Annotated in this window: 24 protein-coding genes; 13 read left to right on the forward strand and 11 right to left on the reverse strand. The window is 56.3% G+C overall.

Translation table 11 applies throughout. The annotated features are described in order from the left end of the window. Window positions 1-46: 46 nt before the first annotated feature. The 4 genes from M2407_RS01555 (at window position 47) to dusC (ending at window position 3289) form a co-directional block, all read left to right on the forward strand. Window positions 47-826 carry an IclR family transcriptional regulator gene (locus M2407_RS01555; RefSeq protein ID WP_046374232.1) on the forward strand — a complete coding sequence of 260 codons (780 nt, stop codon included), beginning with the start codon at window positions 47-49 and terminating at the stop codon, window positions 824-826. A gap of 12 nt (window positions 827-838) precedes the next feature. Beyond that, window positions 839-1288, forward strand: coding sequence for a universal stress protein (locus tag M2407_RS01560; protein ID WP_046374231.1), 450 nt, complete (start codon window positions 839-841; stop codon window positions 1286-1288). A 25-nt stretch (window positions 1289-1313) separates the two neighbouring features. Further along, on the forward strand, window positions 1314-2273 hold the full coding sequence (locus M2407_RS01565) for a D-2-hydroxyacid dehydrogenase family protein (RefSeq protein ID WP_259216602.1): 960 nt from the start codon (window positions 1314-1316) through the stop codon (window positions 2271-2273). Window positions 2274-2353: 80 nt separating this feature from the next. Further along, window positions 2354-3289 (forward strand): tRNA dihydrouridine(16) synthase DusC, encoded by a 936-nt coding sequence (dusC, locus tag M2407_RS01570; protein ID WP_044548992.1) that lies wholly within the window; start codon window positions 2354-2356, stop codon window positions 3287-3289. 40 nt (window positions 3290-3329) lie between these two features. Here dusC and M2407_RS01575 read toward each other — a convergent pair whose 3' ends face one another. From M2407_RS01575 to M2407_RS01585, 3 genes are all read right to left on the reverse strand, one after another. Then, window positions 3330-3596 carry a hypothetical protein gene (locus tag M2407_RS01575; RefSeq protein ID WP_020825741.1) on the reverse strand — a complete coding sequence of 89 codons (267 nt, stop codon included), beginning with the start codon at window positions 3594-3596 and terminating at the stop codon, window positions 3330-3332. Between the two features lie 386 nt (window positions 3597-3982). Next, window positions 3983-4744 carry an arylamine N-acetyltransferase gene (locus M2407_RS01580; protein ID WP_128863944.1) on the reverse strand — a complete coding sequence of 254 codons (762 nt, stop codon included), beginning with the start codon at window positions 4742-4744 and terminating at the stop codon, window positions 3983-3985. Between the two features lie 200 nt (window positions 4745-4944). Next, on the reverse strand, window positions 4945-5883 hold the full coding sequence (locus tag M2407_RS01585; protein WP_130015929.1) for a LysR substrate-binding domain-containing protein: 939 nt from the start codon (window positions 5881-5883) through the stop codon (window positions 4945-4947). A gap of 90 nt (window positions 5884-5973) precedes the next feature. Here M2407_RS01585 and M2407_RS01590 point away from each other — a divergent pair, with 90 nt between their 5' ends. Continuing rightward, a complete protein-coding gene (locus M2407_RS01590; protein WP_259217301.1) occupies window positions 5974-6819 on the forward strand; it encodes a DMT family transporter in 846 nt (281 codons plus the stop codon). A gap of 111 nt (window positions 6820-6930) precedes the next feature. On the opposite strand, the gene M2407_RS01595 is transcribed toward M2407_RS01590, so the two are convergent. After that, window positions 6931-7974, reverse strand: a complete 1044-nt coding sequence (locus M2407_RS01595) for an FAD-binding oxidoreductase (protein ID WP_130015930.1) — start codon at window positions 7972-7974, stop codon at window positions 6931-6933. A 97-nt stretch (window positions 7975-8071) separates the two neighbouring features. After that, window positions 8072-9364 (reverse strand): oligosaccharide flippase family protein, encoded by a 1293-nt coding sequence (locus M2407_RS01600; protein ID WP_020825746.1) that lies wholly within the window; start codon window positions 9362-9364, stop codon window positions 8072-8074. A gap of 154 nt (window positions 9365-9518) precedes the next feature. Here M2407_RS01600 and M2407_RS01605 point away from each other — a divergent pair, with 154 nt between their 5' ends. Further along, complete coding sequence (locus M2407_RS01605) at window positions 9519-10373, forward strand: ATP-grasp fold amidoligase family protein (RefSeq protein WP_259216604.1); 855 nt, start codon at window positions 9519-9521, stop codon at window positions 10371-10373. A gap of 15 nt (window positions 10374-10388) precedes the next feature. Here M2407_RS01605 and M2407_RS01610 read toward each other — a convergent pair whose 3' ends face one another. Then, window positions 10389-11291: a LysR substrate-binding domain-containing protein gene (locus M2407_RS01610; RefSeq protein ID WP_130015932.1), complete on the reverse strand. Its 903-nt coding sequence runs from the start codon at window positions 11289-11291 to the stop codon at window positions 10389-10391. 113 nt (window positions 11292-11404) lie between these two features. On the opposite strand from M2407_RS01610, the gene M2407_RS01615 reads away from it, so the two are divergent. Further along, window positions 11405-12184 (forward strand): 2OG-Fe(II) oxygenase, encoded by a 780-nt coding sequence (locus M2407_RS01615; protein ID WP_130015933.1) that lies wholly within the window; start codon window positions 11405-11407, stop codon window positions 12182-12184. Between the two features lie 155 nt (window positions 12185-12339). Here M2407_RS01615 and ansP read toward each other — a convergent pair whose 3' ends face one another. Both ansP and M2407_RS01625 read right to left on the reverse strand, forming a co-directional pair. Continuing rightward, window positions 12340-13803 carry an L-asparagine permease gene (gene ansP / locus M2407_RS01620; RefSeq protein ID WP_046374222.1) on the reverse strand — a complete coding sequence of 488 codons (1464 nt, stop codon included), beginning with the start codon at window positions 13801-13803 and terminating at the stop codon, window positions 12340-12342. Window positions 13804-14250: 447 nt separating this feature from the next. Beyond that, a complete protein-coding gene (locus tag M2407_RS01625) occupies window positions 14251-14688 on the reverse strand; it encodes a PACE efflux transporter (protein WP_046374221.1) in 438 nt (145 codons plus the stop codon). 127 nt (window positions 14689-14815) lie between these two features. Here M2407_RS01625 and M2407_RS01630 point away from each other — a divergent pair, with 127 nt between their 5' ends. Next, window positions 14816-15709 carry a LysR family transcriptional regulator gene (locus M2407_RS01630; protein ID WP_020825752.1) on the forward strand — a complete coding sequence of 298 codons (894 nt, stop codon included), beginning with the start codon at window positions 14816-14818 and terminating at the stop codon, window positions 15707-15709. A gap of 75 nt (window positions 15710-15784) precedes the next feature. After that, window positions 15785-16411 (forward strand): LysE family translocator, encoded by a 627-nt coding sequence (locus tag M2407_RS01635; RefSeq protein WP_130015935.1) that lies wholly within the window; start codon window positions 15785-15787, stop codon window positions 16409-16411. 2 nt (window positions 16412-16413) lie between these two features. On the opposite strand, the gene M2407_RS01640 is transcribed toward M2407_RS01635, so the two are convergent. Together M2407_RS01640 and M2407_RS01645 are read right to left on the reverse strand one after the other, a co-directional pair. Next, window positions 16414-16977, reverse strand: a complete 564-nt coding sequence (locus M2407_RS01640) for a DedA family protein (protein WP_020825754.1) — start codon at window positions 16975-16977, stop codon at window positions 16414-16416. Between the two features lie 50 nt (window positions 16978-17027). Next, window positions 17028-17708: a DJ-1/PfpI family protein gene (locus M2407_RS01645; protein ID WP_259216607.1), complete on the reverse strand. Its 681-nt coding sequence runs from the start codon at window positions 17706-17708 to the stop codon at window positions 17028-17030. A 91-nt stretch (window positions 17709-17799) separates the two neighbouring features. On the opposite strand from M2407_RS01645, the gene M2407_RS01650 reads away from it, so the two are divergent. The 3 genes from M2407_RS01650 (at window position 17800) to pbpG (ending at window position 20987) form a co-directional block, all read left to right on the forward strand. Beyond that, a complete protein-coding gene (locus tag M2407_RS01650; protein WP_130016058.1) occupies window positions 17800-18744 on the forward strand; it encodes a GlxA family transcriptional regulator in 945 nt (314 codons plus the stop codon). Window positions 18745-18791: 47 nt separating this feature from the next. Then, window positions 18792-19895 (forward strand): adenosylhomocysteinase, encoded by a 1104-nt coding sequence (locus tag M2407_RS01655; RefSeq protein WP_259216608.1) that lies wholly within the window; start codon window positions 18792-18794, stop codon window positions 19893-19895. Window positions 19896-20057: 162 nt separating this feature from the next. Then, a complete protein-coding gene (pbpG, locus tag M2407_RS01660; RefSeq protein ID WP_259216609.1) occupies window positions 20058-20987 on the forward strand; it encodes a D-alanyl-D-alanine endopeptidase in 930 nt (309 codons plus the stop codon). Between the two features lie 35 nt (window positions 20988-21022). Here the strand turns inward: pbpG and M2407_RS01665 are convergent, their stop codons facing one another. Beyond that, window positions 21023-21478 carry a GNAT family N-acetyltransferase gene (locus tag M2407_RS01665; RefSeq protein ID WP_046374217.1) on the reverse strand — a complete coding sequence of 152 codons (456 nt, stop codon included), beginning with the start codon at window positions 21476-21478 and terminating at the stop codon, window positions 21023-21025. An 82-nt stretch (window positions 21479-21560) separates the two neighbouring features. On the opposite strand from M2407_RS01665, the gene M2407_RS01670 reads away from it, so the two are divergent. Further along, window positions 21561-21965, forward strand: coding sequence for a VOC family protein (locus tag M2407_RS01670; RefSeq protein WP_187962492.1), 405 nt, complete (start codon window positions 21561-21563; stop codon window positions 21963-21965). Window positions 21966-22009 lie beyond the last annotated feature (44 nt).

Below are 22009 nucleotides of genomic sequence, written 5' to 3' on the forward strand. Positions count from 1 at the left end.
TAAAAAAATGTTACAGTGTGGGCCAAAAGTCAGGGAGAGAGCCTCAATGTCTGAACCTACAACCTACTGTGATGATGAAAGGGCCGGTGGCATTCAGGTCATTACCCGTGCAGCGAAAATCCTTGATGCCCTGGGTGAAAAACCGAACGGCATGAGCCTGGGGGAAATCGCTGCGGCGGTCGATCTGCCGCGCTCCACCGTGCAGCGTATTGTCAATGCGTTGGATTCTGTACAACTGGTGCGTGGCGGAGCCGGCGGCGTACGCCTGGGGCCGTCGCTGTTGCGGCTGATTGCCAGCGTACATACTGAAATGGTGGCGATTGCCACCCCCTGGTTGCAGGCATTGAGCGATGCTACCGGTGAGACGGTATCTCTGGGACGAGCCAGCGGGCTGCAGTTGGCTGTGGTGCACTACATCGTGGCGGATCGGGAACTGCGAGTCGTACCGCGCATCGGCATGAATTTGCCGCTGTACAGCACCTCCGGCGGGCGGGCGCTACTGGCGTTGAACAGCGATGATGCGGCGCGGGATCTGTTGGGTGAAGCCTATCAGGCGGTGACTGACTTGACGGTACGTGATTTTGCCGGGTTGATGGATCGCTTGGCTGAAATACGCCGTACCGGCCTGGCTTACGACCGGGAAGAAACGCTGGAAGGCGTCTCCACCATGGCGGTGGCTATCGACACTATCCTCGGGCGCTTCTCCATCAGCCTGTTAGTGCCCAGCAGTCGCTTGATCAAAAACGAAGCTCGCTATCGTGAGGAGATCCTCAAATGCAAAGAGGCGCTGATCGATGAGATTGGTAAAGGCACATCGCGAGATTGACGGGAGAAGACGATGAAAACGCTGTTGGTCGCAGTTGATAATTCCGCCACTGCTCGTAAAGTTATTTCACTGGCTGCTGAACAGGGGTTGGCCCAACGGGCAACGGTAGTGGTGCTATGCTGTGTGGACCTCAGCTATTCCACGACGGGCCCCTATGAGATTGCCGTCGGTGAAGATCCGGCGGATTTTGGCTGCGCACAGGATGAACAAGGCGCAGCGGCAGCCGTAGTGCGTCAGGCGCTGAGTGAATTGAAAGATGCCGGTGTCAGCGCGCGTGGCAAGGTAGTGCCCGGTGAACCGGCGGAAACCATAGTGGCTCAGGCTAAAGAGCTGAATGCCAGCATGATTATTATGGGCCGCAGGCATCTTTCACCCTTTAACCGTTTGTTGAGAGGCTCGCACAGCGCTTTGGTAATAGAAAACGCCGACTGCCCGGTGCTGATCGACGTACGCGCTGATTGACTGTCTCTGCTTCCCGGAGCCGAAGATGAAATTGAAGTGTGCAATTCTTGATGATTATCAGCAGGTGGCGCTTGGCATGGCGGACTGGTCGGCTATTGCCGATCGGGTAGAAGTATTCGCCATGAGCCAGCATTTTACCGACGAAGCGGAGTTGGCCGTGCACCTGCAGGATTGCGACATTCTGGTGATCATGCGCGAGCGCACGCCAATCACGGCCTCGCTGTTGGTGCGTTTGCCTAAGTTGAAGCTGGTGATCACCTCGGGTATGCGCAATGCGTCTGTTGATCTGGCCGCGGCGGCGCAACGTGGCGTTGTGGTCTGCGGTACCGCCAGCGGTTCGGCCGCGCCGATGGAGCTGACCTGGGCGCTGTTGCTTGGGCTGGCGAAGCATATCGTGCCGGAAAACGCCGGGCTGCGTAATAACGGCCCCTGGCAGCAGGCGCTGGGCGTGACGCTACAAGGGAAAACGTTGGGGCTGTTGGGCCTGGGCAAGATTGGCAGTCAGATGGCGGTGGTCGCGCAGGCCTTTGGCATGCGTGTGGTGGCCTGGAGCCAAAATCTGACGGCGGAAAAAGCCGCTCAGCAGGGGGGTCACCTGGCGGAATCTAAACAGGCGCTGTTTGAACAAAGCGACTTTGTTTCCGTCCATCTGGTGCTGAGTGAACGCACTCGCGGGCTGGTGGGCCAGCAGGAGCTGCAGGCAATGAAAAAAACCGCTTACCTGATCAACACCTCACGTGCGGCCATTGTCGACCGCGCTGCGTTGATTGACGCCTTGCAGAACCAGTGGATAGCCGGGGCCGGGCTGGATGTATTCGAGGTCGAGCCTCTGCCGCTCGACGATATCTTCCGCCGTCTGCCCAATGTGTTGGCGACGCCGCATCTGGGCTACGTGGCGGATGATAACTATGGCATTTATTTCCGCGAAGCGATCGAAGACATCGTGGCGTTTCTCGCCAATGAACCGATACGCCGTTTGAGCTAGCCGGCTTTTATTCCCCTGGATGCTTGTCTGATGCGGGTATTCGCCCGTATCATTGCGCGTCTTTTTTAGCAGGGGTAATCATGCGCGTATTATTGGCTCCGATGGAGGGCGTTCTCGATTCTTTGGTGCGTGAGTTACTCACCGAAGTGAACGACTACGACCTGTGCATCACCGAATTCCTGCGCGTAGTCGATCAGCTGTTACCCGCCAAATCTTTCTATCGCCTGTGCCCCGAACTGCATCATGCCAGCCGCACGCCATCCGGCACCCTGGTGCGCATCCAATTGCTGGGCCAATATCCGCAGTGGCTGGCGGAAAACGCCGCCCGTGCGGTTGAACTCGGGTCCTATGGCGTCGATCTCAACTGCGGCTGTCCGTCCAAGCTGGTCAACGGCAGCGGCGGTGGCGCGACGCTGCTGAAAGATCCGGAGCTGATTTATCAGGGGGCCAAAGCGATGCGTGCGGCGGTGCCGGATCATTTGCCGGTCACGGTAAAAGTTCGGTTAGGTTGGGACAGCGACAGCCGCAGTTTTGAAATCGCCGACGCGGTGCAACAGGCGGGTGCCACCGAGCTGGCGGTGCATGGCCGTACCAAAGAGGACGGCTACAAGGCGGAACGCATCAACTGGGCAGCGATTGGCGAGATCCGCCAACGCTTGAGCATACCGGTGATCGCCAACGGCGAAATCTGGGACTGGCAAAGTGCGCAGGATTGCCTGCAAACCACCGGCTGTGATGCGGTAATGCTGGGACGTGGCGCGCTTAACGTCCCTAACCTGAGCCGGGTGGTGAAGTATAACGAACCGCGCATGCCCTGGCCGCAGGTGGTGCAACTGCTGCAAAAATACGTTCATCTGGAAAAGCAGGGCGATACCGGCCTTTATCACGTGGCGCGCATCAAGCAGTGGCTGGGTTATTTACGTAAGGAATATGACGAGGCGACCGAGCTGTTCGGCGAAGTGCGGACCTTGAATAATTCAAAAGATATCGCCCGGGTAATTTGCCGCTCGGAATAATAAAAACCCGCCTAAGGCGGGTTAGCGTAAATTCGTATTATCAGGACTCACTGTCGAGACGATTTATTTCTATCTCGATATCCTGAATGGTTTTTTCCAACCCTTCAAGGCAGGCACCCTGTTTATTCAGCAGGTCGCCAATCGCCCCAGCGAATTCCTTATGTTTATATTCGCCTTGGTCGAAAGCCAGCCATTGCGCAGACAGCGTCTCGGTATTGGATTGTGCATAGTGTCTCATTTCCTTCAGCTGAGAAACCACATCACGTAAATTATCAATCTGCGTTTTGCTGTTTTCATTGTCACTCATGCATAGCTCCTTGGGATACGTCGTTTAAATAATTGCGACTGCCAGATAAAGACTACCCTATCTGGAAAAATATATCAGTGCTATGAGCTGCCATGACTGATTATCGCGGGATATATATCGTTAAAATTGCTTTATAAACAAAATAATATGCCAATTGTAAAATTTTATAAATTATCATTATTAAATCGTTTTTATAGGTGTTAATTAAATTGTCAATAGTCTGTGTCTTATATTTTGAAGGCGGAAGGAAAGCGTAAATATTTAATTTTTGTAGCGCTATAAAATAGAAGGAATATTCCCCTATTGAAAGGGGCGTTATTTCCCTGCGGGCGGCTTAGCCCTTTTTATACTGCGCCACCGGGCCATGCCATAGCTAATTCAGAGCGTCAGTTGTCCAGATCGATACCAAAATAGCGCATCAGCGCTTCACGGCGCTCCTGTTCCGAATGCAACGTCGACTCCCGACGGTGGTGATCTTCGGTGATAATTAGCTTGTTCTCACTGATCGTCACGCGGCCATTTTCTGTGGCGTGGGAACACACCAGTTTTTGGGTGAAGTGCGACTGCGGTGAAGTGCTGTGGTATTCACACATGTCGGCAAACTCGTTGAGCTCGCGTTTTTGCAGGGTAAAGCGGTACAGGGTTTTGGCATGCGAGCGGTTGTCGCCATTGCGGCGTTCCAGATAGTAGATTTCGCCTTCCTGTTCCAGATGGAAAGTGCCGCTGGTTTGCGGCTGTTGTTCGGTGGTGGTTATCTTTAAGGGCGTCAGGAAGGAATCACCAAACCCCACGTCCACCAGATACGGCTGATCCAGCTCTACCATCAGCGCCATATGATCGAAGGGCGCGCCGAAGCTGCCGTCGCGGGCGCGGATCTCGCCGGAAATAAAATTCACCTTGAAACCTATGTCTTTCAGCAGCAGGGCGAACAGCCGGTTCAACTCATAGCAAAAACCGCCGCGGTTGCGTTCGACAATTTTATTGAACAGCGCCTGTTCTTCCAGATGAATGCCCTGATGATAAATAATGCTCAGGTTCTCAAAGGGAACCCGCAGCATATGGCCACGGTGTAATTGCTGCAGCGTCAGAAGGTCTGGTTGGGGGATGCCTGCGAATCCAATATGTTGCAGGTAGCGTTGTCTATCCACGGTTTGTCTCGCAGCAAAAAATTTGATTATATCTTTCATACTTCAAGCTGCCTCTTTGTTGACTTCCTGCGCTTACCCAGTCACGTACTGTTTGTACGCTCCCGGGGATGCGCTTAGTTGTCGCCGCGATGCAACTCGAATTATTTTGGATATATAAAATAGATGGATTTTTCGCACCTGTGGGAGCAATAAGTGCTGCGTCAGAACGCCGGGGGCTTGCCTGCCGCCTGCAGCAGCAAATTCACCCAGCGGCGGGTGGTGGTGCTAACGAATGCGCTGTCCGCCCAGCACAGGCGATATTGATAGGCTGCGGGCAGTTGTTGGTTTTCGCCAAACACCCGAACCAGCGTGCCGGCAGCCAGGGCGTCCTGAGCGACCGCCAGGCTACCGAGTACCACGCCGTTGCCGTCGATGGCTTCTTGAAGCGCATGCCCGACGCTGTTAAAGGTGATTATACCGCGTGGCGCGGTGGTGCCTTCGCCAAAGGCGGCAAACCAGTCCTGCCAACCGGCAACGCCGAGCTTATGCCCGTCTTTCCACGGCGAATGGATCAGCTGCAACGATGCCAAGTCAGCGGCGGCGATCGGCGCTGAATGGGCGGCGAGAAAGCTTGGGCTTGCCAGCGGGGCGAAGGCATCGGCGAGGAGTTCGTGCGAGTGTGGCGGCGGGTTGTCCGTGGGGCTATAGCGGATAGCAATGTCGGCTTCACCACTGGCCAGATCGCGTAAGCTTTCGTTGGCATCCAACACCAGCGAAACATCGGGGTCGGCACGACGTAACGCCGGCAAACGTGCCGCCAACCAATGGCTGGCGATCCCCAGGGTACAGGTCAGTTTCAGCGTTTGCTGCTGCTCCGGTCGGGCGCGGTCACTGGCTTTTTGCAGCAGCGTCAGCGCGCGGGTGACATCAATCGCCAGCCTTTTTCCGGTATCGTTAAGCGCTACCGCATTGCCCTTGCGGTGAAACAGTTCCACCCCCAGCTCGTTCTCCAGATGACGTATCTGGCGGCTGACCGCACCCAGCGTCACGTTCAACTCTTCCGCCGCTTCGGTAAAACTGGCGCAGCGGGAAGCAACCTCGAAGGTATGCAAGGCTTTCAGCGACGGCAGGCGAGGTTGAGCGTTCAGCTTGAGTTTCATTCAACCATATTGCCAATCTATCGATGTTCCACAAGCGATTTTTTGCTTACTTTTGGGGCAACAATCGGACGGGAGTATCGCGTGGACGTAATGATGGGGCTGGCCGCCGCGCTGTGCTGGGGCAGCACGGATTTTTTGATTGGCATTAACGCCCGAGCGGTGGGGGTGCGTAGGGCGGTATTTTTCTCGCAGGCGATCGGCTTTGTGATTTTTAGCGCGTGGTTATGGGCCACTTCGGCCCCTTGGTTAGAAGCTTCAGCTTCCATTTGGGGGCTGGCGTTGCTGGCCGCGAGCCTGACGGTGAGCGGCACCTTGGCACTGTCGCAGGCCTTTGCCATTGGCAAGGCGGCGATTGTGGCGCCGCTGGTTACCAGCTACGGGGCGGTCACTACGCTGTTATCGTGGATCAGCGGTGAACGGCTGGGAGCTTTGACCCTGGCAGGGCTGGCGGTGTGTCTGCTGGGCGTCATGTTGACTGCCGTGAGCCCGGGTCGTCAGCCGGGCAGATCGCGCTCGACTTTGCCCGCAGCGACCTTTGCGTTGATCGCCGCCTTTTGTTATGGCACCGGTTTCTGGTTACAAGGGAAATACACGCTGCCGGTGCTGGGGCCGAGCCTTAGCCTGTGGCTTGGTTATACGGTGGGGCTGACGGCTGTGCTAGCGCTGAATACTGACCGACGCGCTTTGGTAAGCCGACCTAACTGGCGACAAGGAGGACTGCTGCTGCTGGCCAGCCTGCTGAGTCTGGCGGGCTTTAGCGCATTTGCCATGGGGGCCGGTAGCGGATCGCTGGCGATTGTGACGGTGCTGAGCACCCTGTCTGGCGGCATTGCCGCACTGCTCGGCGCGCTGTTACTGCGCGAGCGGCTATCTGCCTTGCAGTGGGCAGGCGGGCTGACGGTACTGGCTGGCGCCCTGGTGCTGCATATGAAGTGACCTAACCCATAACCAGCAGCGTCTTAATTTGGGCCGTTGTTTGCATTGATGATCTGAGCGGGCGATATTCATTCCAACCCTGAATTTCGCCCGGTTTTACTGCGTGGCCTGCTATTTTTCGCAAAAACGCGTGGGTCGATAACGCTCGGGGATTTCCCGGTTTTTACCGTCGATCAGTTCTTCACTGACCCACCTTCCAACCGTGGCGGCGCAGGTTACCGCCGGATGCATCACGGCCACATAAAGCCCAGTAACCTCACCGATAAACCCCATGACGGGGCATTTGTCCTCGGGTACGGGCCGTTGTCCCACCGATTGGCTGAGCAGGCGTGCGGATCCTGTCCCTTTCAACCTTTTGGCTATTGCCGCCAAGGTGTCGGAAGCCATCTCATCAGCACCACCAACGGCCGGATAATCTTCAGCGGCCAGGATATCGCCGTTGCGGGCATGGCGAACTTCTATATCATCCCCTGAAATGAGGGTATTGATGACGTGGTCCTGCGTGCTGTAGCGCAGCAAAATTGCCGGCGAAGCTTTAATCGGAAGTGAGATGCCAATGGCGTTTAGCAAAGGGGAAATACCCGTTCCGCAGGCCAGCACGACACAATCTGCGTTGAACGTTCCCTGCAGGGTGTCAACGCCGGTAATGGCATCGCCTTCCCTGACGAGTCCGGTGACCGGCGTCTGGGTTTTTAATACAGCGCCGAGGCTGCAAGCCCTATCCAGCAAGGCGTGGGTGGCGTCGATAGGGTCAACGGCGCCATCCTGTTTTGCATAATAAGCCTGTGGAGGCGGATTATTCATCGCGGGTTCAAGCTGGGAGATCACGGATTGCTCAAGCATTTTTTCATGGGCCTGAGCCGCCAATGAATCGCTGTCGTAACTCAGTGCGCCGGCCCAATGCAGCCAAAGCTCCGGCACTTCTTTCTCCAGCCGATGCCAGTCGGCCACGGACGCGCGGCGAAGCAGGACATCGGGCGCATCATCACTCACCGTGCTGTGGATCCAGCCGAAAGAGCTGCCGGTGGCACCTGATGCCGGGTGGTGTTGGTCAATGACGGTGACCTTCACACCACGGCGAGCCAAATGATAAGCGATGGTCGCGCCGATAATGCCTGCGCCCACAATAAGAATATGCCTGTCAGAGAGATCCATACCCACGTTCTACCTCGCATGTACCGGGCACAAACTATCCCATAAATTAACGGTTTCATGCAGATAAATGTGCTTTGCTCCCCGAAGCCTACCAACCTCAACCGGCGTGCTGAGTGCGTCTGATATAGGTCCAGGGGTTCAGCGAACGCAGATGCATTTGCAATACCGCGCCACGGCGGAAGAAGTAGTTAAGCAGGGTCAGTGACAACAGCTCTGTCAGCAGGGTGCTATAAGCGGCGCCCATCATGCCGTACTGGCGGATCAGAAAGTACGACAGCGGAATGTTGATGATAAACACCAGAAACATCTTCTTCGATAGGAAGCCATAGCCGGAGAAGAGCACAATGTATTTGTAGGCTACGGTGCCCAACGCGGAAAGCAGCGTTGAAACCGCCAAGACGCCCATCGCCGGATAGGCTGCCAAATATTGCTCCCCGTACAGCAACACAATGACCGGTTTGCCAAGCAAAACGATACCGGCCACGATGGCGGCGGCGATGGCCAGCACCAGCCCATTCAGTTTGGCGGCGGTGCGCATTGCGTCATCGCGGTGATAGGCGAAGATTTTGGCGAAAAACGAGGTGATCACCGCATCGGTAACAAACATCCAGGCGGTTGCCAGGGTGATGGCAACCGAGTAAATGCCCAGCGCTTGCGCCGAGACGAACCACATCAGGAACAGCTGCGCCAGCCGGGTATAAATGGCAATGGAGACATTGGAAACCGCCAGTGGCAGGCCGCTGGCGAGCAAATAGCGCACATATTTACGCCGTACGCGTTTTGGCGCGACAAAGCGCGGATAACGGCGGTGGTAGATATGGTGGCGAATCAGATAGGGGATCAGGTAAACCATCACGATCGGGATTGCCAGGAAATACAGGTGCAGATCAAGATAAACAATCAGATAACGCACCAGCAGTGCGCTGCCCAACCCGGCTACGTTAGCCAGCGTATTGAAGCGTGATTCCAGCCGGGCGTCGTGATAAATGGTGAACACGTCTCTGAGCGAGAAGAAGCTGGCGACAAAGGTGGCGGCGCAAAAATAGAAGGTAATGAAATCTTCACGCAGCCCGGTGTAAATCAATATTGCCGCAGAGAGCAGCACAAAGCAGCCCTGTCGCAGCCGATTGGTGGAAAACATCAGGGCGGTTCCGGAACCTGGGTTGCGGCTAATCCGCTTGAATAGAACGGTATCGGAGCCCAGCAGCGCCAGCGTTTGGGTAATGGCGAAAATAGCGGTAGCGAAGGTGATCTTGCCGAAGCTTTCTGGGCCGATGTATTTCGCCATATAGGCGGTAATGAAAATGACCCCCAGAATAGACACCATTTTTTCGGATATCATCCAAAACGCATTTCTCACAATATTGATATCTATGAATTTTAATTTCATTGGTACTTTCCCTGTCGCCTCTAATAATAGGAATCGTCCGATTATTCCCTTACCCACTGTAAGGGATGCCCCGCAGGGTTTTATAATTGAGATGCAATAATCGGAATGTGAGAAGCATTCCTGCGTATGCTATGTTCATGGAAGAAAGAGAAGAATGAGAAAACTCGCAAAACGACTCTATCGGGCCGCACCCGATTTTATCTATTACCAAGTCAGCCATTATCTTGCCCACGGCTCTTGGGTTAGCTTCAAAAACCCGAAAACATTTTCAGAGAAGATTTATCAGCGCATGCGCTACCCGCATAATGATTTCAGTATGTTAGCGGATAAGGTGGCGGTCAGAGAGTATATTTCTCAGCGGGTTTCAGATAAATACCTAACGCCCATTATCATGATTACCGATAATTTTAGCGAACGGGACTACCTGGCCTTGCCACAATCATTTGTTATCAAAACTAATAATGCCTCTCAGCAGGTCAAGATAGTTAAAGATAAAAGTAAGGTCACCTATCAGGATATTACGAAAATTCTTAGGGAATGGTCTGGAATAACCTATTGGAAAAGATTTCGAGAAAAACACTACGCTAATATTCCGCAGAAAATTATTGTTGAGGAACTGCTGGATATTGAATGCGACGGTGAGCTGATAGATTACAAAGTGCACGTGTTTAACGGCAAATACTCTTATTTATTCGTTGAGTTGTTACGTGGCGGGCCAGAGCCGACTTCGCTGGAGTTTTTGGACGAATATGCCCACCATTGTTTTTTCACCCAGGGTGACATTCCGCAGATCAATACGCTGAACCAGAAACCGGCGTTTTGGGATGAAATGATCCAGGTGGCGAAAGCGGTCTCGGAAGATCTGGATTATTGCCGCGTCGATTTTTATCTCACTCGCGACCAGATCTACATTGGCGAATTGACGCTCACGCCAGGCGCAGGCAACGAAGTTTATCTGCCGCGCGCGACGAATCTGCTGCTGGGCGAGATGATGTCCAAAGACGGGTAAACATTGCGACGCCGCTTACCCCGCGCTGTCCGCCGGTGCGATGCTTTGCAGCCACGCCAGAAATTCGGCGGCTTTGGGTTTGTCCAGCGTGCGTTGCGGGTAGACCACATAGTAAGGCTTGCTCAGCGGTAGCGTCGGTTCTGCCAGCGGCACCAGGGTTCCCTGAGCCAGTTCACGCTGGATCAGCTGCTGCTGGCCGAGCAAAACGCCGTGGCCCTCAACCGCGGCGTCAATCGCCAGCGAGGTCAGATTATAAGTCAGGCCGCGCCGCTGCGGCGGTGGTAACCCGGCGGCGCTGAACCACTCATGCCAGCCCGGCAGAAACTGGCTCTCCTTTCCCCAATCCACCTGAATCAGCGGCTGTTGAGTCCAGTCGCTGATGCTCTGTAACTGCGGGCTACACACCGGCTGCACGCAGTCCTGAAACAGCCGCACTTTTTCCATCAATGGATAGCCCTGATCGCCAAAGCTCAGGGCAAAATCCGCCGTTGAAGCGGCAAAATCGACCTCGGCGTGGGTGGCGTGCAGGCGAATATCCATCTGCGGATGCTGGTTCAGCCACTTGCCTATGGCCGGGTTCAGCCATTTTGACGCCAGGGCCGGCAAGGCAAAAATCGTCAATGCCTCTTGGCCCCGTTGGCGATCGACATGCTGTTGCGCCACGCGCAGCGTTTCAAACGCCTGCTGCACGTAGGCCAGGTAATCCGCCCCTTGTTCAGTCAGCGTCACGCCGCTTTTGGCACGGATAAACAGTGTGATGCCCAGATGCTGCTCGAGCTGGCGGATCTGCTGGCTGACGGCGGCGGCGGTCAGCGCCAGGCTGTCTGCCGCTCTGGCCAGGCTGCCGGTACGGGCGGCGGTTTCAAACGCCAGAATGGCGCTCAGTTTGGGCAGGCGGCTGCGGGAAGGTGCGTTCATGGTGGCTATCGCTAAGAATTGGTTAGCTCATCCTTAACGCATTTTTGTTATTACGGCAATCCGACATTCGCTACAGTGAGGTTATCCGGCCCTTATGCCCTCAGGAGTTCAGCATGCAGCAACTTGCTCATATCATTGATTTATCCGCCAACCCGATTGGCGATGCTGCCTTTCAAGCCCGTTGCAGGGCGACGCTGGATGCGGCAGGGGCGCTGGTGCTACCCGGCTTTTTGACCGCTGCGGCGCTGGCGACGGTGCGTTTGGAGGGGGCAGAGCACAGCCCTGCGGCGTTTTATGCCGCCAGCAAGCACAATGTCTACCTGAAACCGCAGGACGACGCCTTGCCGGCCGATCACCCACGCAACCGGCTGGTGGTTTCTTCCAAGGGGTGCATTACCGACGAGGATATCCCGGCGCAGTCGCCGCTGCGTACGCTGTACGATGCGCAATCCTTCCGCGATTTCCTCTGTGCGGTACTGCAAGAACAACAGCTGTATCCTTACGCCGATCGGCTGTCTTCAATCAATCTGCATTATGCCCATCGCGGGCAGGAGCTGGGCTGGCATTTTGACAATTCGTCGTTTGCCATCACGCTGCTGATCCAGAAACCGCACGCCGGTGGGCAATTCGAGTACGTGGAAAACCTGCGGGATGCCGATCGTGGGGAGATGAATTACGCTGGCGTGTCGCAGGTATTGGACGGCGAACGGGCGGTTAAGACCTTGGCGATCGAAGAGGGGGATTTGGTGCTGTTCCGGGGGCGCAATGCCATGCACCGCGTCACGCCAACCGAAGGCGATACCACCCGCATGCTGGTGGTGCTGGCCTACAATGCCCAGCCGGATATCGCGCTGTCGGAGAGCGCCAGAATGACCTTTTACGGCCGACTCTAAGAACAAAAAATTCAGGGGGCTGACAAGCCCGCTTAAGGGGTAACCGGTAGGGGTCGAACATATTCGACCCGATTTAACCAATTGATTATGCGGTAGGGCGCGGCATGCAGCGCCCCTACTACGAATAACTGCCCCGAAAGGGGCAGTTAAGAGACTCAGTGGTGGGCTTCTTCGTGAGCCTGCTGTTCCAGCTTCACTTCCTGAGCCCGCTTGCGCAGGCCGAACCAGCCCAGCGTCAGCAGCACCGCCAGCACCGGAATGGTGGCGATAGTCCAGGTGCCGTTCGGGTAGTCGAACGCCATCATGATGACGACCGCCAGCAGGAATGCCAGCGTTAGCCAAGAGGTGAAGGGCGCGCCGGGCATTCTGAAGGATACCGGCTGGGCGCGGCCTTCGCGTACGGCTTTACGCAAACGCATCTGGCACACGATGATAAACGCCCATGAGGCGATAATGCCCAGCGAAGCGATGTTCAGAACGATCTCAAACACCCGCGAAGGCACAAGATAGTTCAGCAAAACGCCAATCACATAAATGCCGCAGGTCACCAGAATGCCGGCGTAAGGCACTTGCTGGCTGCTCATTTTGGCCATGAATTTCGGCGCTGACCCGCCCATCGACAGTGAACGCAGGATACGACCGGTGGAGTACAGGCCGGAGTTGAGGCTGGAAAGTGCTGCGGTCAGCACCACGATATTCATGATGGTGCCGATATAAGGCACGCCCAGCTTGCTGAAGAAGGTAACGAACGGGCTTTGGCCCGCCTGGTAGGCGTTCCACGGCAGCAGCAGCACCAACAGTACCACCGAACCGACGTAGAACAGGCCAATGCGCCAGATCACGCTGTTGATCGCTTTTGGCATCATTTTGGCCGGATCCTTACACTCACCGGCGGCGGTGCCGATCAGCTCAATCCCGGCGAAGGCGAAGATAACACCCTGCACTAACACCAGCGCTGGCAGCAGCCCGTGCGGGAACATGCCGCCGTTTTCAGTAATCAGGTGCAGGCCGGTGGTGTTGCCGGCCACCGGGGTACCGGTGCCGAGGAACACTACCCCCACCACCAGGAACAATGCGATGGCGACGACTTTGATCAGGGCGAACCAGAACTCCATTTCGGCGAACCACTTCACGCCGATCATGTTCATGGTGGCAACCACGCCGAGGGCGCAGAGCGCGAACAGCCATTGTGGGACGTCGGCGAAGGTGCCCCAGTAGTGCATGTACAGCGCCACCGCGGTGATATCGACGATGCCGGTCATCGCCCAGTTGAGGAAATACATCCACCCGGCGACGTAAGAGGCTTTTTCGCCGAGAAACTCACGGGCATAAGACACGAAGCTGCCGCTGGACGGGCGGTGCAGAACCAATTCGCCCAATGCGCGCAGAATGAAGAAAGAGAATATGCCGCACACCAGATAGACCAGCGCCAGTGCCGGGCCGGCCAATTCCAGACGGCCACCGGTACCGAGGAACAAGCCGGTACCGATTGAACCGCCGATAGCGATCATCTGTATTTGTCGATTGCCCATGCTTTTGTGATAACCGGATTCATGGGAGTCTAACCATCGTCTTCTGGCTGCGTGCTTGTCATGCGCAGACTTTTTATTTGATTGCATTATCCGTCCTGTTTACCTGTCTATGGAATTACCCTGCTCTGGCTTCAGAGCAAACGATTGCTATGGACAATCGTTATGAGAATGAGGTCATGGCATCATTCTGCTGTTTATTGTGTATACAAGCCGCCACGAAATAACGGCGAAGCATGCTACCTTTTCTCAGTAAATGTGGCAAAAAATCCTGCGTATAAATCGTGAACAAGTGTGTTTGTTTTTTGTTCTATATATAAAAGAATATATTATTCAATAAGATGGTTGATTTTATCAAGACGGAAATATCGAGGAATAAAAAGTGATTAAAATCACATAATAATAATTACCGTGCAAACTACAGGGAATTTTTCTTATTAATGGGTGAGGTGAAAGGAGGGGGATAATAAGACCTCCCAACCTGTGGTGATATTGTCCGCAGGCGGGAGATAATAAACGGAGAGATTTGGCCGATTTTTAGGCGGATTCACCGGCCGGCAGAGCCGAAGTCGGCAGGCCGAATACCTTGTCGAACACCCAGTTAAACACAAAGGTGTAGCACGGGATAATCACTATCAGGGCCATATCCAGCAGCAGCGCCTGCCACAGCGTAATCCCCATCCACCAGGCAATCAGCGGGATCAGGTAAACCACTAACGTTAATTGAAAGCCTACGGCGTGCAGAATACGGCGTTTAAGCGTACGGCCGCGTGAGGCCTGGCGACTTTCCCACAGCTCAAACAGCGAGTTGTAGATGAAGTTCCAGGTGACGGCGATAGTGGTAATGATCACCGCCAGCGGCCCGGTGCTGCTGGGGGCGCTGCCGGAAAGCAGCGCCAGCCCGAGCGCTGAGATCGCCATGCCGATAATTTCATAGGCGGTGACATACACCAGTTTGCGTTTAACGCCTTGCATTACTCATCTCCTGACTGATTTCTTGGCTTTGTGGTCGAGTGACCTTTTGCCGTCTGGCGGGTAAGATAACGTCAATCACATTGATAGAAAAAGTCAGGAGCTGTCAGTTTTACTGATAGGAGGTGCAATGAATTTTTCCAGCGATAATATAGAGCTGTTTCTGGCGGTACTGGATCGCGGTTCGTTTTCCGCCGCGGCCCGTTCGCTGCGCCGCGTACCTTCGGCGGTGAGTATGGGGATCGCCAATATGGAGGCGGAACTGGGGTTTCAACTGTTTGATCGTTCGCACCGCGAGCCGGTGCCGACCGCGTTGGCATTGGCCCTGGCACCCCATGCGCGACTGATAGCCGAACAGCTTAAGCAGTTGCAGAACCACGCTATCGAACTGTCGCAAGGGCTGGAGAGCACTTTGTCGATTGGCGTTGCCTCGGACATCAATAGCAGTGGCCTGCTGACGGCGATCAACACGCTGGCGGAGCGCTATCCGCTGCTGAATATTGAAGTGCTGACCGCTCCGCAGGATGACGTGGTGCATATGCTGCATCAAGAGCGAGTCGACGTTTGCCTGGCATTTGGCGGACTTAACATCAACAGCCAGGAACAGTTTCACTTCGTCGGCGCGGAATCGCTGGTTGCCATGCTTTCGCCACGGCACCCGGCGTTGCAGGGGGCGCCTGATGAGCTGTTCCTCGAGGATTTGGTCAACGTGCGGCAGATAATGGTGGCCAGCCGTGATTTGCCGATCGCCGATCTGCGGCCGCGGGTGGCGGAATCTTACTGGCGCACCGACAGCCTGCCGATGGCGCTGAACATGGTCGAGGCGGGTTTGGGGTGGGGCAATTTCCCGCTATCGCTGACCGCACCATTGTTAGCTCAGGGGCGGTTGATCAGGCTGAAATTTAAAAACACCAAAAATGAGCTGCGATTGCCGATACACCTTGTCTGGCTGAAAAGCCGACCGTTGGATAAGGCCGCCCGCGAACTGGTGGCCCTGATGCGCGACGCGTCGCAGGCGGAATAATCCCGGCGGCCGTATTGCTTTTGTTTTCATCGCTGAGCTACTTTGAACCGTGGCATTTACGAAGGGGCGGAAAGCATGATCAGCGAGACGGCATTATCGGTATTGAGCATTACTGGCGCCATTGCGCTGGGGGCAATGAGTCCGGGACAAAGCTTTATTCTGGTGGCGCGTACGGCCGTGGCATCGTCTCGCCGCGACGGTATGGCAGTGGCGCTGGGTATGGGCGTCGGCTGCTTTATTTTTGCACTGGTGGCTCTGTTGGGGCTTCAGTCATTGCTGTTGGCATTGCCATGGCTGTACTCCACGCTGAAAGTGCTGGGGGGCGCTTACCTGGTCTACCTGGCGTTCAAAATGCTGCGTGGGGCGAGTCAACCGTTGAACGTGGAGGCTGTCGGCGCGCAGTCTCTGGGCTTTCGCAAGGCCTTTACCACGGGGCTATTGACCCAGTTGAGCAACCCGAACACCGCCATCGTGTTCGGCAGCGTGTTTGCCGCCTTGCTCAGCCATAAAATCTCGCCGCTGATGTACATTATTCTGCCGGTGATCGCCCTGACGGTTGACGTCCTCTGGTATGCCTTCGTGGCCTTTGTGTTGTCATCACCACGTCCGCGTCGCGCCTACCTGCGTTTTAAAGCCTGGTTTGATCGGGTAGGCGGCGGAGTGTTGGCCTTGCTCGGTGTGAAACTGATGCTGAACCGATAAGCTTAATCGGCATGCCGACGGCGCCACCAAAACCGTACTAGCAGAATGGCGGCGATCACCAGCGCGCAGAACAGCACGCTGGTGAGTCTTTTGTCGAAGCCCGAGATAAAGCGGCCGATCGCCTCGCCACCAAAATAGCCCAGCAGCACAAAGATTGTCGCCCACAGGATGGCGCCCAAAATGTTCAGTGGCACAAAGCGCGACGGCGGCAGCTTGCTGGCGCCGATCAGAACCGGGCCGATAATGCGGAAGCCATACATAAAACGTACGCCAATCACGAACAGCATTGGGTGGCGTGCGATCAGCTTTCTGGCGCGTTCGATGCGTTTTTCCTGGCTTTTCATGCGTGAAATGACCCGTCCGCCGAAGCGACGGCCCAGGAAAAACAGCAGTTGATCCCCAAGCGTGCCGCCCAACGCCACCACCGCAATAACCCAGGGCAGATGTAACAGTCCCTGATGTGCCGCAATGCCGCCCAGCAGCGTGATGGTTTCGCCTTCGGCCAGACAGCCGATAAACAGCGCCCAATAACCGTAGTCCGTAATGTAGTGGGCTAAATCCGCCATTCTGATCCCCTATGTCTTTAACACATAAGGTTAAGTATACGCCCTGTGCGCTAGCCGCGGGCGGCAATCTGCGCCACCAACGCCCGACGTTGCCGCAAACTGTCGGCCATTTGCGCCTGAACCCGAGCCAGAACATGCGCCGGCGCCAGTTCCGGCGTTCCTCCCTGGAAAGGCGGTGCCGGCGCATATTCCAGATACAGTTGGATCATTTGCGCGGTTTCCTCATCGTGCAATTCGGCGATTAATGCCAGGGCGAAATCGATGCCGGCAGTCACGCCGCCGCCGCTGATGACGTTACCGTCACGCTCTACCCGGGCATGACTGGGGAGGGCACCGAACAGCGCCAGGCTTTCGCGCATGCTCCAGTGACAGGCGGCGCGTTTGCCCTGCAGCAAACCGGCAGCGGCCAGGATCAGCGAACCGGTACACACGGAGGTCAGATAGCGGGCATCAAATCCCAGACGGCGGATCTGGCCCATAAAGGCGTCGTTTTCCAGCGCCTGGGTGCAGCCGGCGCCGCCCGGTACGCACAGCACGTCGCAACGCGTGACTTCTTCCAGCTTCTGCAACTGGGTAAAGTGCAATCCTTCGGCGCTGATATCTGCGCCACCGACGGAGGCCACGACAATTTCGGCACCCGGCATGTGTCGCAAGAACTGCAGTGGCCCGGTAAAGTCCAGCTGGGTGACGCCCTGATAGATCGGAAAAACAATCACTAATGGTTCAGACATGATATTCGCCTCAGTTTTGTCATTTGCTTTGGGTAATAATAGCGACCCTGTTTTTGGCTGATATGACGGATAACCCTCAAAAAGCGCCATGATGAAAAATATCGGCTTTGTGGTCTTCCCCGGCTTTAATCTGCTCGACTTCGCCGGGCCACTGGCGGCCTTTGATAATGCCAACCAGTTTACGGCGACCCAGGCCTACCGGTGTCTGCCGCTCTCGGAGCGGGGCGGCAGCGTGGTGAGCTCTTCGGGTGTGGAAGTGCTCACTCAGCCGTTTGGCGAACATCGCATTGATACGCTATTGATTGCCGGAGGCAGCGGTAACGTCGTCGCCACCCAGTCGGCGGGGCTATTGGCGTTTCTGCACCGGCAAAGCCGGCAGGCGCGGCGCATGGCCAGCGTGTGCACCGGCGCATTTATACTGGCGGCTGCCGGGTTGCTGGACGGCAAGCGCGCGACTACTCATTGGTACCATGCCGCACGGCTGCAACAGAGTTATCCGCGTATCCGCGTCGACAGCAATCGTATTTATATCCGCGACGGTGCGATCTGGACTTCGGCGGGCATCACTGCCGGTATCGATTTGGCGCTGGCGATGGTCGAGGAAGATCTCGGCAGCGCATTGGCGGCCAGTGTGGCGCGGCAACTGGTGGTGTATCACCGGCGTCCGGGCGGGCAGTCGCAGTATTCCTTGCTGCTGGAGCTCAACCCGTCTTCAGATCGCATTCGCAACGCGCTCTCTTATGCTCGCGAACACCTCCATCATCCGCTGACGGTGGGCGATCTGGCGGACGCCGCCTGTCTGAGCGAGCGGCAGTTTGGCCGCTTGTTCCGCGCCGAAACCGGCCAGACGCCGGCCAAGGTGATTGAACAATTGCGAGTCGAGGCCGCCAGGGTCAGGATTGAAGAAGGTCACGAAGCGCTGGAGAGCATCGCCCGCGCCGTCGGGTTCAGTGACCCGGAGCGTATGCGGCGGGCCTTCATCCGTCTGTTTGGCCTGTCGCCACAGGCGATAAAGCGCCTGAGCCGCAGCGGTTAAATCATTCTGCCGTGCCCCGGTGGCGCGGCGCAGTAGAGGAGCGACAGATGTATCAGGATTTTGAAAGTGAGCTGAACTGGGCGATGCGCCACATGCCGCGTACCCGGGCGGCCGTTGCTGCACTGCCGGATTTAAGCGGCGTGCGTCTGGCGTGCAATATGCACCTGGATCTGAAAATGGCCCCGCTGGTGGCGGGTCTGTTGGATAAGGGCGCTGCCATCTATCTGACCACCTGCAACCCGACCACGGTGCAGGATGACGTGGTCGCCTGGCTGGAACGCCGTGGGGCACAGGCTCACGCCTGGCGCGACATGAGCGACGCCGATTGGTCGGCATCGTTTGACCGCGCGCTGGCCTGGGGGCCTACCCACCTGTGCGAAATGGGGGCGGATCTGACTACCCGCCTGCACCAGTCTGCCGACGGCCCGCAGATTATCGCCGGGCTGGAAGCGACAGGTTCCGGCATCAGTCGACTGAACGGTATGGCACCGCGCTATCCTATTTTTAACTGGGACGATTTGCCGGTAAAAGAAGGGCTGCATAACCGTCACATGGTCGGCTTGACCGCCTGGCACACCTTCTTCCAGACCACCCATTTGACGCTGCATGAGAAATGCGTGCTGGTGATTGGCTATGGTTTGGTTGGGCAGGGCGTTGCGGCCGCGGCGAAAGCTTACGGCGGCCAGGTGATCGTGGCGGAAATCGATCCGGCGCGTGCGCTGCAGGCGCGTTATGACGGCTGGGCGGTCGTTGATTTGGCCAGTGCGGTCAGCCAGGCCGATGTAATTGCCACGGCAACCGGGGCAAAAAACGTGCTGTCAGCGCAGCATCTGCAGCAGGCGAAAGACGGGGTGTTCATCCTCAACGTCGGCCATGTAACGGCGGAAATTGACGTCGGTTTCCTGCAGAACCTGCCACACAGCGAGCCTATGCCGTTTGTAAATGTCTACCAACTTGGCGACAAACAGTTGTACTTGTTGGCCAACGGTTCAATGTTCAACCTGACGGCGGGCTACGGCGACAGTCTTAACGCCTTCGATGTGACGCTGGCGGTGATGGCGGCAGGCATTGGCCATATCGTCGGGGACGGCGCACGCCAGGCCCCTGGGTTGTACCTGTTGCCGCAGTCGGCCTGGCAACCGGCACTGTAACTTTTTCAACGCGGGCGTTCATCCCAGAGCGCTCGCGGTTTGCGCAATTATCTCTCCGACAGAATTTGTCACAAATCGGCTGACATAATCCCAGTGCCAATGGGAGAACCCTCACATATAATTCGGCCAAATAAGACCTTCATCTTCTTCAGTGACAGAGTAATGCATGTGAAAAAACGTGTTTTGGTACTAGCCCTGCTCGCTTTGCAGGCAGGGGCAGGCTTCGCGCCGCGCGCGCTGGCCAGCGAAAATAACGCCGTCACCCGGGCCGCCCAGCCTGAGCTGGCTTCCGGCAGCGCCATGGTGGTGGATATGCAGACCCACAAAGTGATGTATGCCCGCAACCCAGATGAAATGGTGCCGATCGCCTCCATCACCAAGCTGATGACGGCAATGGTGACGCTGGACGCCCATCTGCCGCTGGATGAAATGCTGTCGGTGGATATTCACCAGACGCCGGAGATGAAAGGGGTCTATTCGCGCGTACGGCTGAACAGTGAGATCAGCCGTAAAGATATGCTGCTGTTGGCGCTGATGTCGTCGGAAAACCGTGCTGCCGCCAGTCTGGCGCATCATTACCCGGGTGGGTACGGTGCATTTATCAAAGCGATGAACGCCAAAGCCAGGGCGCTGGGCATGACCAACACGCATTATGTGGAACCGACCGGGCTGTCGATCAAAAACGTCTCTACCGCCCGCGACCTGACCAAACTGTTGATCGCTACCAAGCAATATCCGCTGATTGGCCAGCTCAGCACCACCACCGAACGCATGGCGAGCTTCAAGGATCCGAACTATACGCTGCCGTTCCGCAATACCAATCATCTGGTATACAACCCGAAATGGAACATCCAGCTGACCAAAACCGGCTTCACTAACGAAGCGGGACACTGCCTGGCGATGCGCACCATGATCGGCAGTCATTCCGTGTCGCTGGTGGTGCTGGACGCCTTTGGCAAGTATACCCACTTCGCCGACGCCAACCGCCTGCGCAGTTGGATCGAAACCGGTAAGGTGACGCCAATCCCTGCCGCTGCCCGTGACTACCGTCGGCAGAAAGACGCCCGTCTGGCGAAGAACGAAACCGAATAATCGATGCTGTGGCCTGCGGAGCTGTTCGCAGGCCGTTACCGTCCCTCAGGGCGCCGGATAACAAAACCCCGCTCCCGATCGCCGTCGAACCCGGCGCGCAGATACAGCTGATGTGCCCCGGTGCGCTGTTGACCGGAGAGCAGCATCACTTTGTAGCAACCTTTCCGCCATGCCAGTTGCAATGCGTATTCAAGCATCGCTAAAGCAATACCTTGTCCGCGATACGCCTGAGCAGTGACCACGTGCTCAATGATGCCGAAGGGTTGCCCCTGATGCACCAGCCCCGGCACCATCGCCAGCATGCAGGTCGCCACCGGTTGGTCATCGACCACGCTGACCACCAGACGAATCGCCGGGTTGTCGAGCAGGCGTTGCAAAGTACGCTGGGCATTATCCGGGCGCAGCGGCTGATCCTGCGGGCGTAACTCCCTGTACAGCGCCTGCAGGCCGGCAAGATCGCTCAATTGGGCCTGACGGTGGATGACGGTCATATTTCCTCCTTTCAATCGCCGTGAAGGCGTATCCATCCGCTATCATCAATTAATACCATATTGCACGCGAGGGCAGCATCCCATGAGCCACGTTTCTACCTTTGTCATGTTTCAGGGCCAGGCCCAACAGGCGATAGATCTTTATAGCGAACTGTTTGCCGGTTTCCAGGTTCAGCAACTGCTGCATTTTGATGAGCGCGATGGCGGGCCGCGACGGATCAAGCAGGCTACCATCGATTTTGATCGGCATAATCTGGTGTTTATTGACAGCCCGGTCAGCCATGACTTCAGCTTTACCCCGGCGGTCTCGCTTCATGTGAACTTGGCCACCGAGGCGGAGCTTGAAAGGATTTTCGCCCGCTTGGCAGAGGGCGGCGAGGTGCTTATGCCGATTGATGATTATGGTTTCGGCGCGCGCTTCGGATGGTTGAACGACCGCTTTGGCCTGTCCTGGCAACTGAACGTGCCTGCCGGTGATGCCGGCTGAGATACCCGCACCCGCTCTTTTATGGTATTTAAGCGTTCAGAAAA

Origin of the sequence: Serratia sp. BIGb0234 (assembly GCF_024809915.1) — a bacterium.
Classification (GTDB): Bacteria; Pseudomonadota; Gammaproteobacteria; order Enterobacterales; family Enterobacteriaceae; genus Serratia; species Serratia liquefaciens.

Coding starts and splice junctions, on each gene's coding strand:
- M2407_RS01585 (WP_130015929.1), bottom strand. CDS start 5,883: ATGAAACTCAAGCTGAACGCTCAACCTCGCCTGCCGTCGCTGAAAGCC.
- M2407_RS01605 (WP_259216604.1), top strand. CDS start 9,519: ATGAGAAAACTCGCAAAACGACTCTATCGGGCCGCACCCGATTTTATC.
- M2407_RS01635 (WP_130015935.1), top strand. CDS start 15,785: ATGATCAGCGAGACGGCATTATCGGTATTGAGCATTACTGGCGCCATT.
- ansP (WP_046374222.1), bottom strand. CDS start 13,803: ATGCAATCAAATAAAAAGTCTGCGCATGACAAGCACGCAGCCAGAAGA.
- M2407_RS01595 (WP_130015930.1), bottom strand. CDS start 7,974: ATGGATCTCTCTGACAGGCATATTCTTATTGTGGGCGCAGGCATTATC.
- M2407_RS01600 (WP_020825746.1), bottom strand. CDS start 9,364: ATGAAATTAAAATTCATAGATATCAATATTGTGAGAAATGCGTTTTGG.
- M2407_RS01610 (WP_130015932.1), bottom strand. CDS start 11,291: ATGAACGCACCTTCCCGCAGCCGCCTGCCCAAACTGAGCGCCATTCTG.
- M2407_RS01670 (WP_187962492.1), top strand. CDS start 21,561: ATGAGCCACGTTTCTACCTTTGTCATGTTTCAGGGCCAGGCCCAACAG.
- M2407_RS01640 (WP_020825754.1), bottom strand. CDS start 16,977: ATGGCGGATTTAGCCCACTACATTACGGACTACGGTTATTGGGCGCTG.
- M2407_RS01630 (WP_020825752.1), top strand. CDS start 14,816: ATGAATTTTTCCAGCGATAATATAGAGCTGTTTCTGGCGGTACTGGAT.
- dusC (WP_044548992.1), top strand. CDS start 2,354: ATGCGCGTATTATTGGCTCCGATGGAGGGCGTTCTCGATTCTTTGGTG.
- M2407_RS01555 (WP_046374232.1), top strand. CDS start 47: ATGTCTGAACCTACAACCTACTGTGATGATGAAAGGGCCGGTGGCATT.
- M2407_RS01560 (WP_046374231.1), top strand. CDS start 839: ATGAAAACGCTGTTGGTCGCAGTTGATAATTCCGCCACTGCTCGTAAA.
- M2407_RS01645 (WP_259216607.1), bottom strand. CDS start 17,708: ATGTCTGAACCATTAGTGATTGTTTTTCCGATCTATCAGGGCGTCACC.
- M2407_RS01590 (WP_259217301.1), top strand. CDS start 5,974: ATGATGGGGCTGGCCGCCGCGCTGTGCTGGGGCAGCACGGATTTTTTG.
- M2407_RS01665 (WP_046374217.1), bottom strand. CDS start 21,478: ATGACCGTCATCCACCGTCAGGCCCAATTGAGCGATCTTGCCGGCCTG.
- M2407_RS01575 (WP_020825741.1), bottom strand. CDS start 3,596: ATGAGTGACAATGAAAACAGCAAAACGCAGATTGATAATTTACGTGAT.
- M2407_RS01625 (WP_046374221.1), bottom strand. CDS start 14,688: ATGCAAGGCGTTAAACGCAAACTGGTGTATGTCACCGCCTATGAAATT.
- M2407_RS01650 (WP_130016058.1), top strand. CDS start 17,800: ATGAAAAATATCGGCTTTGTGGTCTTCCCCGGCTTTAATCTGCTCGAC.
- M2407_RS01655 (WP_259216608.1), top strand. CDS start 18,792: ATGTATCAGGATTTTGAAAGTGAGCTGAACTGGGCGATGCGCCACATG.
- pbpG (WP_259216609.1), top strand. CDS start 20,058: ATGCATGTGAAAAAACGTGTTTTGGTACTAGCCCTGCTCGCTTTGCAG.
- M2407_RS01565 (WP_259216602.1), top strand. CDS start 1,314: ATGAAATTGAAGTGTGCAATTCTTGATGATTATCAGCAGGTGGCGCTT.
- M2407_RS01615 (WP_130015933.1), top strand. CDS start 11,405: ATGCAGCAACTTGCTCATATCATTGATTTATCCGCCAACCCGATTGGC.